Below are 17,640 nucleotides of genomic sequence, written 5' to 3' on the forward strand. Positions count from 1 at the left end.
GGGGGAGATATCAATGCCTCCCTGCTTTTTGCCGACAGGGAGGCATCCTTTGATTTATTGTTGCGGCGGCTTCTGATCTTCAGGCCGTGGCGGGCGTTGCCGTTGTTGCTGACGCTGTTGCTCCTGCTGCTTTTGTTGTTGCTGCTGTTGCTGTTGGCGCTGTTGTTCTTGTTGCTGGCGTTGCTGCTCGGCCTGTTGCTGCTGCTGGCGCTGTTGTTCCATTTGCTGTTGGCGTTGTTGTTGTGCAGCTTGCTGCTGTTGCTGGCGTTGCTGCTCCATTTGCTGCCTTTGCTGATCTGCTGCCTGTTGTTGCTGCTGATCGGGCTGTTGCTGCGGTGGCCTTTGCTGGCGTTGTTGCCTTTGCTGGTCGCGCTGCTGGCGTTGCTGCTCCATTTGTTGCTGCCGCTGCTGGTCCATCTGCTGTTGGCGGGCTTGCTGAGCGGCCTGCTGTTGCTGACGCTGTTGTTCCATTTGCTGCCTTTGCTGATCTGCTGCCTGTTGTTGCTGCTGATCGGGCTGTTGTTGCGGTGGCCTTTGCTGGCGTTGTTGCCTTTGCTGCTCGATTTGCTGCTGGCGTTGTTGCTGTGCAGCCTGATCGTTTTGTTGCTGGGCCGGTGGCGTTACAGCAGGCTGATTTTGCTGCTGTTGCGGTGGCCTTTGGCGCTGTTGCCTTTGTTGCTCACGTTGCTGGCGCTGTTGATCGTTTTGCTGCTGTTGCGGCGTTACGGCAGGCTGGTTTTGCTGTGGAGGCTGCTGGCTGCTTGGGTTACCCCGGCCAAAACGGCCGCGATCAGGACGGTTATTGCCATTTTGCGGGTTGTTATTCGGCGCACCCGGAGCAGGGTTGCCAGGAGCTGCGGCCGGGCTGTTTTGATGGCCTTGATTAGGAGCCGGATTATCGTTAGGCCTGTTCATCCTTGGGTTTTCGCGGTTTACCCGGATGATGTTGTTTTGCTGCAGTTGCGGCTGCGGGTTACGGGCAGCCTCGGCCAGCGCTGCCGAGTTGTTGTGGTTGATGGTAGCGCCAATGTTACGGTCGCGGTGGGCTATGCCACCGTTCGGATTGGCATTTTTATACGCCACGGCGTTCACCACGGTAGCAGGGCGCGGCCTGTCGTTACCGGTCGGGCGTATCACGGTTGGCCTGTAAATATTGATGGTGTTGTTACGGATCTCCGGCCGGCGGTTGTTACCATTATTGATGTCATACACCCGCACCGGCTCGCGCGAATAACGGCGGATCTCATCCGGACGAGGGCCGCTCACATACCTTACATTGTTATTGACGTAAACATTGTTGATGATGGTAGTTTGGTGGATGATGGTAACCACACGAGGGCGTGGCACGTAATACCGGGTAATATAAGGGCTGCAGATATAAGCCTGCGGCGCGCAAATCCAGTAATCGTCGGGTATGCTGTACCCGCCGCCGAACGATATGCTGATGCTTATACGCGGGCCAAGCGGAGCCCAGGCATAATATCCGCCGCCACGGCGCCAGTTAACCCAGGCCGGCCCCCATTCGTAGCCGGGTATCCATTCCCAGCCGTAATAGTCGTCGTAGCGCCAGCGGCCGTAATGGAAAGTTGCCCATCCCCAGGGATAATCGCTTACCCAGGTATTGCCATAGCGTGTTAAAACCCAATGCCCGCTGGTAGCGTAGGGCCTGAAGCCTTCGTCGGCATCGGGTACCCAAACATCGCCGTAATCGGGGTCGTAAACCCAGGTGCCATAGGGTTGCAGTTCATCATAAAAATCCTGGTACGATACACTGTAACCAGGCTGCGCCTGTGTTTTTGCAGGATGTACCATAAGTAATGTAAATACCAAACCCAGCAGGGCAGGTATTTTATTTATAATCGGTTTCATATCAGTTTTGGTTATGATCTTCTCTTGTTTCGACTGTGTTGAATGGGTAACGTTTACTTTGACAGAATGTTTAGCGTAAAAATTACATTAAAACAATATTAATATTTTGTTTGCATAAATAATGTGCAAAACAAAATGTGTGCTAAAATTTGTTCGGTATCTATAAAATTCCATAAATTGTCCTTTTACATCTAAATAAAAGTTATGAGTACAGTAAACATTCCACGTCTCGACCTTAACGATTGGGTTAAGGGTTCGGCCGAACAACGCAAGAAGTTTTCGGATGATCTGGGCAAAGCTTTCAACGAAACAGGCTTTGTTACCATTACCAACCACGGATTAAGTAAAGAAGTAATAAACGAGTTGTATAAACAGGTAAAAACACTTTTTGCCTTGCCCGAAGAAACCAAGCTGCAATACGAGATCCCCGAACTGGCCGGCCAGCGCGGTTATACCAGCAAAGGCAAAGAAACTGCTAAAGGTTTCAAGGTGCCCGATTTGAAAGAGTTTTGGCAGATTGGCCAAACCGTTACCGATGGCGACCCGGTTAAGGACGAATACCCGGAGAACGTACAAGTGAAAGAATTGCCCGAGTTTTATCCGATCACCTCGGAGATTTACAAAAAACTGGAAGCTTCGGGTTCGCAGATATTGAAAGCTATCGCAGTTTATCTGAATTTGCCTGAGGATTATTTTGACGATAAGATACACAACGGTAACTCGATACTGCGCGCGTTACACTACTTCCCGATACTGGATCCTGATTCGTTACCGCCAGATGCGGTAAGGGCTGGAGCGCATGAGGATATCAACCTGATCACTTTACTCATTGGCGCCAGCGCTGATGGTTTGGAAGTGCTGACCCGCGACGGATCATGGTATGCGGTAAAAGCCGAAGGCGAGGATATTGTGGTGAACGTAGGCGATATGCTGCAGCGTTTAACAAACGGTAAACTCAAATCGACAACCCACCGCGTGGTTAACCCGCCGCGCGAACTGATGGGCTTTTCGCGCTATTCGGTACCGTTCTTTTTGCACCCGCGTTCGGAAATGGATCTCACCAGCTTACCATCAACCATTGATGCCGAGCACCCGAAAATGTTCAGCGATATTACCGCAGGCGAATACCTCGATGAGCGTTTACGCGAGATCGGCCTGAAAAAATAATGTACAAATGAGTTTATGTGCTGATGTGCAAATGATTTTTATACTATTTGCATGTCCGCACATTAAAAACATTCGGGGTGGCTAAACGTTAAAATAATTCGCACATCAGCACATTTGCATATCTGCACATTAAAGCAATACAATTATGAAAGCCGATCATTACAATTATGCAACCGTTTCGCAGGCTCTGGCCGATCTTAAATCGCGCGGCTATGTTGATGAGTTTGATTTTAAGGACGATTATCTGTTCTGCGACCGCAAAGGCATACAGTTTAACCCGCTCGAACTGAAGATAACTGAAGTTTACCGTTTTGAAGGCGCGAGCGACCCCGAAGATAGTTCGGTAGTTTATGCCATCGAAAGCGCCTCGGGTTTAAAAGGCCTTATTGTTGATGCTTATGGAATGTACGCCGACGAAAAGAAAAGCGCCTTTATCAACAGCCTGAAAATGGCCGATTAGAACAATTTTTCGATCAGCTGATCAGCGCTGATACCTTCGGCTTCGGCCTGGTAGCTGCGTACAATGCGGTGGCGTAAAATAGCTTTGGCAACCGCCTGTACATCCTCAATATCCGGCGAGTATTTGCCGGAGATGACCGCATGACATTTTGCGCCAAGCACCAAAAACTGCGATGCCCTTGGCCCTGCTCCCCAGCTTAACAGGCGGTTTACATCGGCGGTAGCCAACTCGGTATGCGGGCGGGTTTTGGCGGCCAGTTTAACGGCATATTCCAGCACATGGTCGGTAACCGGGATGTTGCGCACCAACTGCTGAAAATAAACAATCTGTTTACCGTCGAGCACCTTTTTTACGTCGCTTACTTTCGAGCCTGTCGTGTTTTTTACCACCTGTATCTCTTCGGCAAGGGTAGGGTAATGCAAAGTTACATTGAACATAAACCTGTCGAGCTGTGCTTCGGGCAGCGGGTATGTTCCTTCCTGTTCGATGGGGTTTTGCGTAGCCAGTACAAAAAACGGTTGTTCCAGGTGATGGGTAACGCCGGCTGCGGTAACCGATTTTTCCTGCATGGCTTCCAATAAGGCAGCCTGGGTTTTTGGTGGGGTACGGTTGATCTCGTCGGCCAGGATGATGTTGGCGAATACCGGTCCGCGGATAAATTTAAAGTGCCTGTCCTCGCCCAGTATTTCCGAACCGATGATATCCGAAGGCATCAGGTCGGGCGTAAACTGTATGCGGTTAAAATTCAGGTCGAGCACCTTGGCTACGGTTTGCACCAGCAAGGTTTTAGCTAAACCCGGCACGCCAACCAACAGGCAATGCCCGTTGCTGAAAATGGATATCAATACCGACTTGACAACATCATCCTGGCCAATAATTACTTTGCCTATTTCGGCACGTATTTCCTGGTAGGCTGCCTTTAAGGCATCGGCTGCTTCAACGTCGTTTTGGTATTGCATAGGTTTATTTTACTTTGCTGGGGCGCTTGCGGTAACTGTCCATGTTTTTAGTTGCGGGCAGGTTTGAAACTCCGGATCGATACGTACATAGGTATCTTTCCTTCTTTTTTCAAACCATTCGCTCACCACGCGGTTCACTTTATCCTGGTAGGCCAATTCTTTCAGTTTCGGGAAATCCTGGGTCAGGTTAGCTTTGTGGGCGTCGGTTTTTGAGCGGAGGTATAATATTTTGTAATCTTTTTTACCATCCTGTGAGGTAAAAAAGGCAGGTTTTGATATCTCGCCGACTTTTAAAGTGTCAACAATCAAAGCCATTTGCGGGTCGAGCTTATCGGTAGGGATATAAGTTGTACGACTTTGCACGTTCTCGTTGTTCAGCATCATACCACCGTTGTATTTGGTGTCTTTATCGTCGCTGTAAAAGCCTGCTGCTGCCGAAAAATCGATCTTCTTGTTGTGGATCATCAGGTCATAAATACTGTCGGCTTTTGCCTTGGCGCGGTTGATGGCAGTTTGTGTCAGTTCAGGGCGTATCAGGATGTGGCGCACGTGTACCTGCTCGCCCCGGCGCTCAATCACCTGTAAAAAGTGGAACCCAAAATCGGTCTCAAACACCGGCGATACCTCGCCCGCTTTTAATTTGAAAGCCATAGCGGCAAACTCTTTAACATAGCCCGAACGGTCTGCAAAACCCAGATCGCCTCCATCAGGCGCCGAGCCCGGATCCTGCGAATATAAACGGGCAAGGTTGCCAAAATCTTCGCCTTTTTTTACACGGGCCAATAGCTCTTCGGCTTTGGTACGATAAAATTGTTTTTCCTCTGCAGTAAGTTTCGGTACAAAGGATATCTGGCCGATCTCAACCTCTTTATTGTACGATGGCAAACTGTCTTTTGGGATCGATTCGTAATAGCGTTTAACGTCGTACGGTGTAACGTTTACCTTTTCGGTGATCTTCTGGCGCATCTTTTCGGCAATCATCTGCTCTTTTTGTTCAGGGCGTATCTCATCCTTGTACTGGATGACCGGGCGGCCCAAAAACTGCTCCAGGCGGTCTTGCCCGCCCGCGCGTTGTATCATGGCGCGCATCCGGCGGTCAACTTCGTTATCAACATCGTCGTCGTTAACGGTAACACTATCGATCACGGCCTGCTGCGCCAGCAGTTTTTGGGTAAGCAATTGCTGCAGCACATAACATTTGATGGCCGGGTTTGGCGTATTGCCCTGCGCCAGGTAGCTGGCGTACTGGCTTTCAATATCCGATTGTAAAATAATGCCGCCGCCAACAACGGCAGCTATCTTATCCAAGGTTTTATATTGAGCGTTAACTAATGTTAAGGTAGTAAATAAAATAAAAAGGGTTAACCCAAACTTTCTCATGTATCTCTTTGCTTCTAAATAATATACACCGGTTTTTAAACCGATGCGGCCCCGAATTTCGGAAAATTAATTGAGTTTGATTGTAAAATTATCTTCTCAATACAAACCAATTAGCTTGTGCACTGCGAATATGCTGATTAAGGTATGAACTATTTGCCTATTTTTGGTTAAAATTTGTTAAATGATCATCGAGAATCCGGCCGCTTTGCCCTTTATCCTGAACGAACAGATCTATCTCAGCAAAAGCGATATAGGCCGCGTTGATGCGCCCTCACCGGTTACGGCAATCCCCGATGAACCAGTTGTCGCAGAAATACCTGTAGCAAAAGCTGTTGGTGAGATTCCGGTACCTGTCCCGGCAAAGCCAGCTAACGAAGCGCCCTTAGTTACCGAACCTGTAACGCAACCGACAGTTGTAAACTTTAATTATTCGGGTAAGAATGCAAAGGGCTTTTTAATAGTTTGTCATTATCCGGAATTGGAGGGTATGGACGAGAAACACCTGGCGGCACTGATCAGCACTTTGCAGCGTAAGGAACTGACTTTGGATGATGTGGCGATTATTAACCTGGCGCAGCATGCCAATGCAACGGCCAAACAAATACATGCGTTTTTTAAGCCAGCGCGTTTATTGATCCTTGGCCAGCAAGGCATTTTACCGGGCTGGGACACTTTGGTATTTAACCAGCTGCTCGAAAAAAATGGTTTTAAAGCTTTACTTACCGACAGCTTTAGCGATATGCTGGCCGACCGTGAAAAAGCCAGAGCCTTCTGGGAACAAATGAAGCAATTGTAATATGCCGCAGCAATTAATTTTTGTTACCAATAATGCCCATAAGATCGAGGAGGTTGCCGCTAAGATCGGCGATCAGTTTGATATTTTAAGTTTGGATGCCATTGGTTTTGCCGGCGATATTGAAGAAACCGGCACCACTTTCCACGTCAATGCATCCATCAAAAGCCAAACAATCTACCAGCAATTTAAGCTAAACTGCTTTGGCGATGACAGTGGCTTAGAAGTAATGGCCCTGAATGGCGAACCTGGCGTTTACTCGGCGCGCTATGCCGGCGAACACGGCAACCACGATGCCAATATTGATAAAGTCCTCAAAAACCTGGAGGGTAAAACCGACCGCCGGGCGAGATTCATCACCGTGATATCGCTGATATTAGATGGCAAAGAATACTTTTTTGAAGGAACGGTTGAAGGAACCATCCGCCGCGAACGCTTCGGCGCAAAAGGTTTCGGGTACGACCCGATCTTCCAGCCCGACGGCTACGACATTACCTTTGCCGAGATGACGATGGAAGAGAAGAACAGCATCAGCCACCGGGCAAGGGCGCTGGAGAAGATGGTAGGGTTTTTGAAGCAGCAATAATAGTCATCTTGTCATTTCGACTATAGGGAGAAATCCTCTGCTATAGACAGGAATGTAGCAGAAGATTTTTTCGCTCACACAGACCGAACTCTATCCCGCTCAAGAGTATAGTTCTCTCTCGTACCTCGTTCGAAATGAACAACTTTTGTTTAGAAGCCTCTTAATAACTCATCTCATCCAAACTCACCTTGCCCTTAAAAGTGATAAACACAAAGGTAGTATAGGCCACCACCAGCGGCACGCCTATACCCGCCACGACGAGCATAATGCCCAATGTTTTTTGCGATGAGCAGGCGTTATAAACGGTTAAATTATTAGCTGCTGATTGTGTTGAAATGAGCATGTTAGGATAAAGCTCAATAGCTACCAGCACCATGAGCAGACTGATGGTAACTGCCGATGAGATAAACGCGTACAGGTATTTACGTTTGGTGATCTGTCGGGTAATGTTGGCCACGGCCAGTACCATCATTACCGGGATAATGAATAACTCGGGGAAACGGCGGATAACGATAGCCATATTGGGCAGGTACAGCAGGGTATAAAACGAAGTGAGCAGGATCATCATCACAAAAAAGATGGTGGCGTTTTTAACGATGATGGTGAGTTTTACGTACAAACGATTCTCAGTTTTCATCACCAGGTAAATGGCGCCGTGCATCATCAACAGGGCAACGGTGGTAATGCCGGTGAGGATCGAATAAGGATTGATAAAATCGATAAAGCTGCCGCGAAAAACATGATCGGGCCCCATGTTGATGCCCTGCGTTACGTTACCTAAGATCACGCCCAGTAAAAAGGCGATGAGCGTACTCGATGCGCAATAACTAAAATCCCACATCCGGCGCCACCATTGCATAGGCTCTTTGCTCCTGAACTCGATGGATATCGCCCTGAAAACTATCCCCATTAAAAACAACATGAATGGCACGTAAAAAGCCGAGAGCAGCGAGGCATAAACTTCGGGGAAGCCGGCAAATAAGGCGCCGCCGCCAATTACTATCCAAACTTCGTTACCGTCCCAAACCGGGCCTATGGCGTTCAGGGCAATACGGCGGCTTTGTTCCTTCACAAAAAACAGGTGTACAATGCCTGCACCCAGGTCGAAACCATCCAGTATAATATAACCGGTAAACACCGCGCCTATCAGTAAAAACCACCAGGTAGGGTAATCAATGCCTAAAAATGTTGCCATAATCAAATTACACTAACGAATCTGCCATTTCAATATGCCGCGGGCTGTGATCGAGGTTTTCCTCATCAAACGGCCCGTGTTTTATCTTTTTATTGAGCAGGTAAATAAACAAACTGAACAGCACCAGGTATACCCAGGTAAACAGGATAAGCGAAAACACGACCGACCCCGCCTTTACCGCCTGCGATAATGCCTTCGACGTACGCAACAGGCCATATACCACCCAGGGCTGCCGGCCAACTTCGGCGCTGTACCAGCCAACCTGGTTGGCTATCTGCGGCAGCAATACCGAAAACGAAAAGATGACCATTAACCAGTGCTTGTCGAACAGCTTACCGCGCCACCATAAAAAGCAGGCGTACAAGGTAAGCGCTATCAAAAACATGCCGATAGCGATCATAAGATGATACGTCTGGAAAACAAAGTTCACCGCCGCAGGCTTATCTTCGGCTTTAAAATTATTCAGTCCTGTTATCGGCGCTTTAAAATCGCCGTGGGTCAAAAAGCTTAAGCCGCCGGGGATATACAGTCCGTGTGTTTCGTTCTTTTTCTGATCTACATAGCCGAACAGGTACAGGTCGCCGGGTTTTGAGCCATCGTAATGACCTTCGAGCGCAGCCAGTTTTGCAGGCTGGTATTTGGCCACCACATCGGCCGATTTATGCCCGACGAATAATTGCGCCAGGGCAGATGCAGTGGCTACTACCAATGCTATTTTAAATGCCGATTGTGCAAACTCGGTATAACGTTTACGGCGCAGGTAGTAAGCGCTGATGCTCAATACCAAAAACGATCCCGAAAGGAAAGAACCCAGCCATACATGCGTTAAGCGCTCAACCGATGATGGGTTGAACACCATAGCCCAAAAATCCGTGATCTGTGCGCGGGCATGCATACCTTCGCCTACGATATGGTAGCCCGCGGGCGTTTGCTGCCAGGAGTTGGCCACCACGATCCACACCGCCGAAAACATGCTGCCCAGCGTAACCATTACGGTGGCAAAAAAATGTACCGACGGCCGCACCTTGTTCCAGCCGAACAGCAACACCCCTAAAAAGCCCGATTCCAAAGCAAAAGCAAAAATGCCTTCTGCGGCCAGCGCGCTGCCAAAAACATCACCTACATACTTGGAATATACCGCCCAGTTGGTACCGAATTCAAACTCCATCACAATGCCGGTAGCCACGCCAATACCAAAGATCAAAGCAAAAATACGGATGAAGAAACGCGTCATCTGCTCGTACAACTTTTTGCCGGTTTTAAGGTACAGGCCCTCCATCACACACATTACCAGACCCAAACCAATGCTCAGCGGCGGGTAGATATAGTGAAAAGCAATAGTAAAGGCAAATTGTATGCGGGCTAAAATTTCGACATCCATAAACAATTCATTTTGAGAGGGTACGCAGCAAATATCGGCAATGCAAAGCCCCCAATGCTGTTATAACAACACTTATTTGCAATTTAGAAAAAATATGAATTGTAACCGGTATGTTACTATATGAAAAATAATGAGTATGGGGAAGATGGTCCTTTTAAAGGTATCTTCACTACAAATTTGCTGAGTCAAATGTTAAACGAATTAACGCAGGAACAATTTGAAGGCACGATGATTTCACCAATGGTGAATGTAACTGAATCTGCAGAAGCAATTGTTGATATATGGCCTTATATCGAACAATTGGTAAACAACCACTTAGTAAATCAGTATGTTTATGATAATGGGTTGGTAGAGTTTGTTTATAGAAACGGAACCAATACCTACGAACATATTTTGCTGCCAACAGCAGATAAAAACACTTTTGTAATCATAGTTGTCGATATACTTAAAAGTGAAATACTTGGTCACCATAGGCTTGATTTGGGAAAGCTATATGGCTTAAATTGATTCACGATTACCTATGGAGATTATCACCCTTGTAAGCATATAACATTAATAGGCATAACAATTCAGGAAAACCCTTTTTAGGTGGACTGAGATTATCTGGGCGTTTCCCTGCGGGCCGCGTTTTCCCTGCCCGTCCGGCAGGCGGGCGCTCATACTGCGCAAAGGCATTAGCCACGGGGCCGGTATCCCAGCCTGCCGGCAGGCAGGCGCTGCAATCGCTAACGCAGCCTCCCGCTCTATCCTTCTGTAGCCGATGTCCCCCTGCCGCTGTCGGTGTCCTCACCGACAGCGGCAGGGGCATTAACTATAGCCCCCGAGCCCTTTGTTGGTGTTGTCACCAACAAACCGCAGTTTTTAAATAAAATCCTCACGCATTGGCGCAAAGGCATCAACCAGCATGCCGGGCTCTAAGCAAACCACGCCGTGCATTACGTTGGGCGGTACATAATAACCGTCGCCGTCTTTAATAATGCGGGTTTCATCGCCGATGGTCATTTCAAAAGCGCCGCCCCGCACATAGGTAACCTGGCTGTGCGGGTGCTTGTGCATGGCGCCTATAGCACCTTTCTCAAATCTGGCCTTTACCAGCATGATCTTATCATCGTAACCGAATATCTGGCGCTGTATGCCGTTCTTCTGGTCCTCCCATTCAATTTCGTTCTCAAACTGAAAGATGTCGCTCGCAGGTTTGCTCATGGCTTTTTTATTTTTGATGTATCGGGTTTAGGTGTATTAGTTTTTATGGCGCCCGGTTTGGGTACCAGTTTCTTCAAGGTATCGGTTGTAGTTTTCAGCGAATCCGTTTTAACGGGAGGAACCAGGGCCGGTTTTGCCAGGGTAACCGGTTTTGCTGCCGATTTTTTGTCTGTCGCACCTTTCTTCACCGTGCCTTTTTTATCTTCAGGCTTGGCAGGCGGCGGCGGGTTGATCACTGATTCTTTCGATACCGGCCTGTCCTTAGGTTTCCAGATGAAACCTTTCAATATCTTATCATCCTCTTTCAGCTTGCCCAAAGGTGTGTCGCGGTGCGTTTCATCGCCATACCAGGTAATGATCTCGCCTTTGGGTGCAAATATCACTTTAATACGGCTGCTGATGCTGCGGTGCACCTGCTGTATTTTTACGCTGTCGCGATCGTAATACAGTGTTTCGGCGTTGCCATCCACATAAACCGACGATATCTTATTGTCCTTAAAAAATCCGCGCATTTTTCGCCCGGCAACCTGGTTAAAATGGGTCGAATCCTTTTTATCTACGTTGACAATAAACGCCGATGGGAACATCTCGATATTGTCCACCTTTTTATTTTTGAGCTGCAGGTTAACCGTATCGCCCGATAGTTGCGACCCGCTCGACCAGATCATCGGGTGTACATACATCCGCGCAATCGAGTCGGCATAGGTAAAAAATATCGAATCGGCTACAGCCTGCAGGTCAGATTTAAATATCCTGGCATGATGCGCCGCCACCAGTATACGTACCCGCGAGGTATCGCTCAGGTTTACCTTCCGGGTTATATATACCGGGTCGGCTGCCCGGCTGGCTTCCGCTTCTTCCCGCAGTTTGGCCAACCTTTTAGCCCTGATCTTTGCCAAACTATCTGCCGCGGGGTTCTTTTTTGAGAAATAATCCGGGTGCAGAAAGTCCTTCTCATTTAAATAACGAACAGGTAGCAGCTCCAATACTTTTACCGGCTTGGTGTACACAACCGATACCGTTGCTTTGGTCGTGCTGTCCTTCATCCCGGCAAGCTTCCTGCTCTCCTGCAGGTATTTTAATTCCTGGTAAGTAATGATCTGCGTTTCTATCGTGTCGCCCGAAAGGTAGATCGAGTCGCGCTTAACCTTCGATGAGTCGGTCTTCAGTAATCCCGGCGTGCGCAGGTCAGGCTGTTTTAGCTCTGTATTTGCAGCCTTCGCCGCCAATCCTTTTTTGAGGTTTTTATTATTTTTTGCTGATTGAAGTTTAACCAGCGGCTTGCTTTTCGCAATGGCTGCCGAATCGATTTTGACCTGTGGTTTATACTTTACTGCTGTAGTATCGGCCCCTACAGGCATGGTATGAGCCACACCCGTCCCGGCATCAACAATCACAACCTTGTTCTTCGTTGTGTCTTTCTTTACCGAATCTTCGGCAACCAAAACAACATACGGATGTATGGTCATCACCATCCGCTCATCCTCCTTGGTATAAACGCCCAGCCCGCCTTTAATGACCACCTTTTGCTCTTTATCGGTAAATACCACGTGTTTTGATGCGCGGCCATATCCTTTCAGCCGGTCGTAAAACAAGCTGTCGCCGGTAAGGGTCTTTGTGCCTTTTTTATAAAGGTTTTTCTTACCAAAAAAGGCCTGCTCGGATTGGGTGTTGTAGTTGCCGTTCTCGGTATACAGGGTATCCTTATCCTTGCCGTAAATATGAGTGGGCCCGTAAAAATAAGCTATCCGTGTGCCTGTGTTATACCGCAAGGTGTCGTTTTTAATGATGGCGTCAGGCGTATTCAATACCACATCATACCTGAAATAGGCGTCGCGTGTAAATGCAAAATAATACCCGTTCTTACTGGTCAGCGTATTATCCTTATTTACCAGTTTACCGCCGCCGCTGTAAGTGCCGTAGCGGGTACCGGTATTGTAAGTAAAGAAATTGGTAGTCAGTACGGCGTCCTTATCAACCATTTTTACGTTGTCGGTAAGGATGGCCATTTTGGTGTTACCGTTATAGTTGAGCTTATCCGAAAATACGTGCAGCGTATCACCTTGCGTAATAACCACGTGGCCAAAAGCATCCAGGACGTTATCCTGCTGGTAAAGGTACGCGCTATCCGAACGGAAGGTCGAATTGTCCTGCTGGAAGACTCCCTGATAAACCTTGGTAATGGTTTTGCCATTCAGCGTTATCGCATGGGCAGTCGTCGATTTAATTAGCTGAACGACGGTTGGCTTCCCGGCAGGTTTTTTTTGCGCCACAGCCACACCAGTCGCCAGTAAAAGTAACAGGCTAAACAGATATTTATTCACAGGTACAAAATTAGTTTTTTGGTTGGGGTAATTAAATTAAATAATTTTACCAAATGTTGCCTTTACAACGCTTACAAGATTTTATTGCCCGGCATCAGCTTTTTAACGGCAAAAGCAGGTTGCTGGTAGCTGTAAGCGGCGGCCGGGATTCGGTTTTGCTGATTCATTTGCTTAAACGGGCCGGCCTTGATGTTGGTATTGCGCACTGTAATTTTCAGTTAAGGGGCGACGAATCCGACTTTGAACAGGATTTTGTTGCCGGCCTCGCCAAAAGACTCGAAGCCCCGTTTTATACCGTTAATTTTGATACCGCGAATTATGCAGATCAGCGGCGAATCTCCGTGCAGATGGCTGCACGCGAGCTGCGTTACCAATGGTTTGAAGAGATCCGTGAAAGTTTTGATTACGATTATATTGCCGTTGCGCATCACCAAAACGATTCCGTCGAAACCATATTGCTTAACCTTATCCGCGGCACAGGCATTGCCGGTATGCACGGCATCCTCCCTAAAAATGGCTTTATTGTAAGGCCGATATTGTTTTTAAGCCGCGATGAAGTAGACGGGATTGTAGCCGCCGAAAATCTTAGCTACGTAGAAGACAGCTCGAATGCTTCGGTAAAATATGCGCGCAATAAACTTCGGCACCAGGTAATACCGGTACTTAAAGAGCTTAACCCCAACCTGGAGCAAACTTTCGAAGGCAATATGCAGCGCTTCCGCGGATTGGAAGAATTGCTGAAGCTGCAAACGCAAAAACTGCATGATGAACTTTTTGTTGAATATGCGGGCGATACCCTGATACCCATCGAAGCAATAAAAACACTACGGCCGCAAAGGCTGCTTTTATACGGGCTGCTGAGCGATTATGGATTTAGCGAAACGGCAGTTGATGATATAATAGCTTCGCTCGATAAACATGCCGGCCGCACATTTGAGTCGCCGGGGTATTTACTTGTGCTGGACAGAACGCAATTGATACTCACCAAACGCAGGCGCACAAAAAGCGCCAGTATGTTGATAGAGCAGGGCACACGCGAAGTTAATTGTGGCGACTATAAGCTTACTTTACTGCACGATGACTCACCGCTGATTGTACGCGACAACCCAATGGCGGCTTCCATAGATGCTGAATTGCTGAGTTACCCTTTAACCATACGCAGTTGGGCAGAAGGCGATTATTTTTATCCGCTTGGTATGAAAGGCCGGAAGAAGCTGAGTGATTTTTTTGTGAACGAAAAGCTGCCCGTACACGTAAAAGATACGGTGCCCGTACTGGTTAACGGCAACGGCGATGTGATATGGATTGGCGGATACCGGGCCGACGACAGATATAAAGTAACCGCATACACCAAAAAAGTTACTATCTTCGAACTGTACAAGCTGAATTATGAGCGATAAACCAACTTTTCTGGAAAAACAGTACCTGGGCCGCGAGTGGATACCCATCAGCATACGGCTGGTAATGGCTATTTTTTGCTTTGTGATCTACTTTTTTACGGGCGACCGCGAAAGCAATACCGATCTGCTGCTGGTTGTTGGCTTCGGCATCCTCATCATTTCGGCAATTATGGGTTTCCTGTTGCACTTTCGCACCCGTGTGCAAAACAAAAGCATTATGCTCGACGGGCTTTGGACAACCCGCCTGGTGAAGATCGATCTCAACAGCATCGTTAAGGTTGAGAAAGGGACATACAGCCGCTACTTCTTCAATAACCCGGTTTATAACCTGCACAAAAAAGGCACTATACGCTTTTTTACATCAGGTAACGATGCCATACACCTTACCGACCGCGATGGCCTGGAATATATTATCGGCTCACAGCACGTTAATGAGTTGGAGCGGGCGATACGCGAAGAGATGAAAAAGTAATTTTACTTTTACTTTTCTATTGCCGAGAATACTTCGAGCAGGATATTCCATTTATCGCCGCTATATTCCCAAATGCGCACGTAATTGTAATCGCTGGTGATGGTTCCCTTTTTAATCTGGGCCTTCCCGTAGCTGTAAGCCAGATCTTTACTGTCGGCACGGCCAACGCTGGTTGTTTCGGCAATAACCGAAATAGCTTCATTGTTAATGAATTGCAAAACCTTGTCGCGCCCTACAATTGGTTCAAAACCAGGAAAGTAAAAATGTCCTTCGGGGCTTAAAAACTCTTTGTACGTAGCCAGGGTCGACAATGGGAGAGATTGGTTCACCGTCTTATCTGTATACAATATCAGCTTTTTACTTGCAAACGGATCAGTGCTTGGCGGTGCAACTTTGCTCAGGTCGGGCTCTTTAAAATCAACCAGTTCTGCCTGCTCCGGTTCAGGATGCTGAATGCCCAGATCGATCAGTAATTTCAGTTTGGTATCCGATGGCGTCTTGCGCCACACTGATACATAATGGCCATAAACCTTGTCGGTATCGGCTGCTCCGTTCTGGTAAACATAGGGGCCGGCGCTAAAGGCCAGGTCGCCGTTGGCCGATATGCGCGCGAATTTTGGCTCCCAGCTCAGGTTACCGGGCTGTTTATCAATATTGGTATAAAAATCTTTAGCGTTTACCGGTTTGGGCCTGAATACGATTCCTTCATCATCTAAAACAGATAAAAAACCTTCTTTAATGCCTTTTTTTGCTACGGTTTTATTAAATGCCTGTTCGGCATCGACTACGTTTTTTACTTCGGTTTTTTGTGCGAAAGCCGCCCCGCAGAACAAGGCGGTGATGATGGTAGTTGTGATAATCTTTTTCATATTGATAATAACCCGGTATTGAAGCCAATATAACGTAATTTTGGTAAAGGTGTTTTACAGATATGTGTTAAACGTATGTTAATTGTGTTTATATTTTGGTCCAGGTGGTGCCTTCCTTGCTGTCTTTCAACTGAAAGCCGATTTGCTGCAAGCCTATCCTTATCTTATCCGACGTGGCATAATCCTGGCTTTTTTTAGCCTCGCTGCGCAGGTTGATAATAAAATCGAGCACGTTCGGCAATTCATCGTTAGCTGCCGCTTCGCTTTTTAAGCCAAGCACATCCACCAGGAACGTCTGCATCAGCTTTTTCAATGCTTCCAGGTTCTGCTCATCTATTTTGGCTTTGCCATCGTGTACCGAATTGATGATGCGCGAGCATTCGAACAGTTCGGCAATTAAAACCGGGCTGTTAAAATCATCGTTCATGGCAGCGTAGCAGTTGTTGGATATCGATTCGATATCCACATCGCTTTGCGCGGATGTTTTTAACCCGGGCAGCAGGTCGTAAGCGTTCATCAGCCTTTTAAATCCTTTTTCGGATGCTTCCATTGCGTCGTTCGAAAAATCGAGCGTGCTGCGATAGTGTGTTTGCAGCATAAAAAAGCGCACGGTCATCGGGCTGTAGGGTTTATTCAGGATATCGTTCTCGCCGCTGAACAGTTCTTCGGGCAAAAAGCTGTTACCTAACGATTTGGACATTTTGGTGCCGTTAACCGTGAGCATATTGGTGTGCATCCAGTAGGTTGCCGGGTTTTTGCCGCAGGCGGCAACGTTCTGGGCAATCTCGTTGGTATGGTGGGTAGGTACCAGGTCGATACCGCCGCCATGTATATCAAACTGATGGCCCAGGTACTTGTTGCTCATGGCCGAGCACTCCAAATGCCAGCCCGGGAAACCCACGCCCCAGGGCGATGGCCACTTCATCAGGTGTTCGGGTTTAGCTTTTATCCAAAGGGCAAAATCGAGCTTGCCGCGTTTTTCATCCTGCCCGCCAAGGTTGCGGGTGTTGTTGAGCAGGTCTTCAAGGTGACGGCCGTTGAGCGCGCCGTAATCCTGGGTTTTGTTGTATTTCTCTACATCAAAATAAACCGAACCGTTGACCTCATAAGCGTAGCCACGGGCAAGGATCTCTTTGGTCAGTTCGATCTGCTCGATGATGTGGCCGGTTGCAGTAGGCTCGATGCTCGGTGGCAAGGTGTTCAGTATACGCATTACATCGCGAAAGCCAACAGTGTACTTCTGCACAATTTCCATTGGCTCAACCTGTGCCAGCTTGGCTTTTTTTGCAATTTTATCTTCTCCCTCGTCAGCATCTCCCTCCAGGTGGCCGGCGTCGGTAATATTGCGCACATAACGCACCTTATAACCCAGCAGGGTGAGGTAACGAAATATCAGGTCGAACGATATATAGGTACGGCAATTGCCTAAGTGAGCATCGCTGTAAACAGTAGGGCCGCAAACATACATACCCACATGCGGGGCATTAAGCGGTATAAATTCTTCTTTTTTTCGGCTAAGGGTATTGTAAACAAATAACTTTTGTTTCATGCGGCAAACTTACATATTTTCGGTAAGGTGTTA

The 17,640-nt window shown here is 47.7% G+C and carries 16 protein-coding genes; 7 read left to right on the forward strand and 9 right to left on the reverse strand.

Features of this window, described 5'->3' with window-relative positions; all coding sequences use genetic code 11:
* Positions 1-54 precede the first annotated feature (54 nt).
* Positions 55-1,869: a DUF6600 domain-containing protein gene (locus tag BEL04_RS24325; RefSeq protein WP_066004448.1), complete on the reverse strand. Its 1,815-nt coding sequence runs from the start codon at positions 1,867-1,869 to the stop codon at positions 55-57.
* Between the two features lie 204 nt (positions 1,870-2,073).
* On the opposite strand from BEL04_RS24325, the gene BEL04_RS12875 reads away from it, so the two are divergent.
* Both BEL04_RS12875 and BEL04_RS12880 read left to right on the forward strand, forming a co-directional pair.
* Positions 2,074-3,036, forward strand: a complete 963-nt coding sequence (locus BEL04_RS12875; protein ID WP_066004451.1) for an isopenicillin N synthase family oxygenase — start codon at positions 2,074-2,076, stop codon at positions 3,034-3,036.
* A 145-nt stretch (positions 3,037-3,181) separates the two neighbouring features.
* Positions 3,182-3,496 carry a phosphoribosylpyrophosphate synthetase gene (locus tag BEL04_RS12880; RefSeq protein ID WP_066004457.1) on the forward strand — a complete coding sequence of 105 codons (315 nt, stop codon included), beginning with the start codon at positions 3,182-3,184 and terminating at the stop codon, positions 3,494-3,496.
* Here BEL04_RS12880 and BEL04_RS12885 read toward each other — a convergent pair.
* Together BEL04_RS12885 and BEL04_RS12890 are read right to left on the reverse strand one after the other, a co-directional pair.
* Positions 3,493-4,455: a MoxR family ATPase gene (locus BEL04_RS12885; RefSeq protein WP_066004460.1), complete on the reverse strand. Its 963-nt coding sequence runs from the start codon at positions 4,453-4,455 to the stop codon at positions 3,493-3,495. The two genes, BEL04_RS12880 and BEL04_RS12885, sit on opposite strands and share 4 nt — an antisense overlap.
* Positions 4,456-4,464: 9 nt before the next feature.
* The gene (locus BEL04_RS12890; RefSeq protein ID WP_066004467.1) at positions 4,465-5,835 is read right to left on the reverse strand and encodes a peptidylprolyl isomerase; all 1,371 of its coding nucleotides are present in this window, start codon (positions 5,833-5,835) and stop codon (positions 4,465-4,467) included.
* A 181-nt stretch (positions 5,836-6,016) separates the two neighbouring features.
* Here BEL04_RS12890 and BEL04_RS12895 point away from each other — a divergent pair, with 181 nt between their 5' ends.
* Together BEL04_RS12895 and rdgB are read left to right on the forward strand one after the other, a co-directional pair.
* Positions 6,017-6,631 (forward strand): hypothetical protein, encoded by a 615-nt coding sequence (locus BEL04_RS12895; RefSeq protein WP_066004473.1) that lies wholly within the window; start codon positions 6,017-6,019, stop codon positions 6,629-6,631.
* 1 nt (position 6,632) lies between these two features.
* Positions 6,633-7,214 carry an RdgB/HAM1 family non-canonical purine NTP pyrophosphatase gene (rdgB, locus tag BEL04_RS12900; protein ID WP_066004475.1) on the forward strand — a complete coding sequence of 194 codons (582 nt, stop codon included), beginning with the start codon at positions 6,633-6,635 and terminating at the stop codon, positions 7,212-7,214.
* Between the two features lie 160 nt (positions 7,215-7,374).
* On the opposite strand, the gene cydB is transcribed toward rdgB, so the two are convergent.
* Entirely contained in the window at positions 7,375-8,409 is a 1,035-nt protein-coding gene (gene cydB / locus BEL04_RS12905; RefSeq protein WP_066004476.1) for a cytochrome d ubiquinol oxidase subunit II, read from the reverse strand.
* Positions 8,410-8,416: 7 nt separating this feature from the next.
* Positions 8,417-9,790 (reverse strand): cytochrome ubiquinol oxidase subunit I, encoded by a 1,374-nt coding sequence (locus tag BEL04_RS12910; RefSeq protein WP_066004477.1) that lies wholly within the window; start codon positions 9,788-9,790, stop codon positions 8,417-8,419.
* A gap of 120 nt (positions 9,791-9,910) precedes the next feature.
* On the opposite strand from BEL04_RS12910, the gene BEL04_RS12915 reads away from it, so the two are divergent.
* Positions 9,911-10,297 (forward strand): hypothetical protein, encoded by a 387-nt coding sequence (locus BEL04_RS12915; protein WP_083227913.1) that lies wholly within the window; start codon positions 9,911-9,913, stop codon positions 10,295-10,297.
* Positions 10,298-10,651: 354 nt separating this feature from the next.
* On the opposite strand, the gene BEL04_RS12920 is transcribed toward BEL04_RS12915, so the two are convergent.
* Positions 10,652-10,993 (reverse strand): cupin domain-containing protein, encoded by a 342-nt coding sequence (locus BEL04_RS12920; RefSeq protein WP_066004479.1) that lies wholly within the window; start codon positions 10,991-10,993, stop codon positions 10,652-10,654.
* A complete protein-coding gene (locus BEL04_RS12925; protein WP_066004481.1) occupies positions 10,990-13,317 on the reverse strand; it encodes an OstA-like protein in 2,328 nt (775 codons plus the stop codon). The genes BEL04_RS12920 and BEL04_RS12925 overlap by 4 nt, the downstream gene beginning before the upstream one ends.
* A 53-nt stretch (positions 13,318-13,370) precedes the next feature.
* On the opposite strand from BEL04_RS12925, the gene tilS reads away from it, so the two are divergent.
* Together tilS and BEL04_RS12935 are read left to right on the forward strand one after the other, a co-directional pair.
* Positions 13,371-14,717 (forward strand): tRNA lysidine(34) synthetase TilS, encoded by a 1,347-nt coding sequence (gene tilS, locus BEL04_RS12930; RefSeq protein ID WP_066004486.1) that lies wholly within the window; start codon positions 13,371-13,373, stop codon positions 14,715-14,717.
* Entirely contained in the window at positions 14,707-15,189 is a 483-nt protein-coding gene (locus BEL04_RS12935) for a hypothetical protein (protein ID WP_066004487.1), read from the forward strand. Before tilS ends, BEL04_RS12935 begins: the two co-directional genes overlap by 11 nt.
* A gap of 8 nt (positions 15,190-15,197) precedes the next feature.
* Here the strand turns inward: BEL04_RS12935 and BEL04_RS12940 are convergent, their stop codons facing one another.
* Positions 15,198-16,058, reverse strand: coding sequence for a nuclear transport factor 2 family protein (locus BEL04_RS12940; RefSeq protein ID WP_066004488.1), 861 nt, complete (start codon positions 16,056-16,058; stop codon positions 15,198-15,200).
* A gap of 88 nt (positions 16,059-16,146) precedes the next feature.
* Positions 16,147-17,607 (reverse strand): cysteine--tRNA ligase, encoded by a 1,461-nt coding sequence (cysS, locus tag BEL04_RS12945; protein ID WP_066004494.1) that lies wholly within the window; start codon positions 17,605-17,607, stop codon positions 16,147-16,149.
* Between the last annotated feature and the right edge of the window lie 33 nt (positions 17,608-17,640).

Source organism: Mucilaginibacter sp. PPCGB 2223, from assembly GCF_001705515.1.
Classification (GTDB): Bacteria; Bacteroidota; Bacteroidia; order Sphingobacteriales; family Sphingobacteriaceae; genus Mucilaginibacter.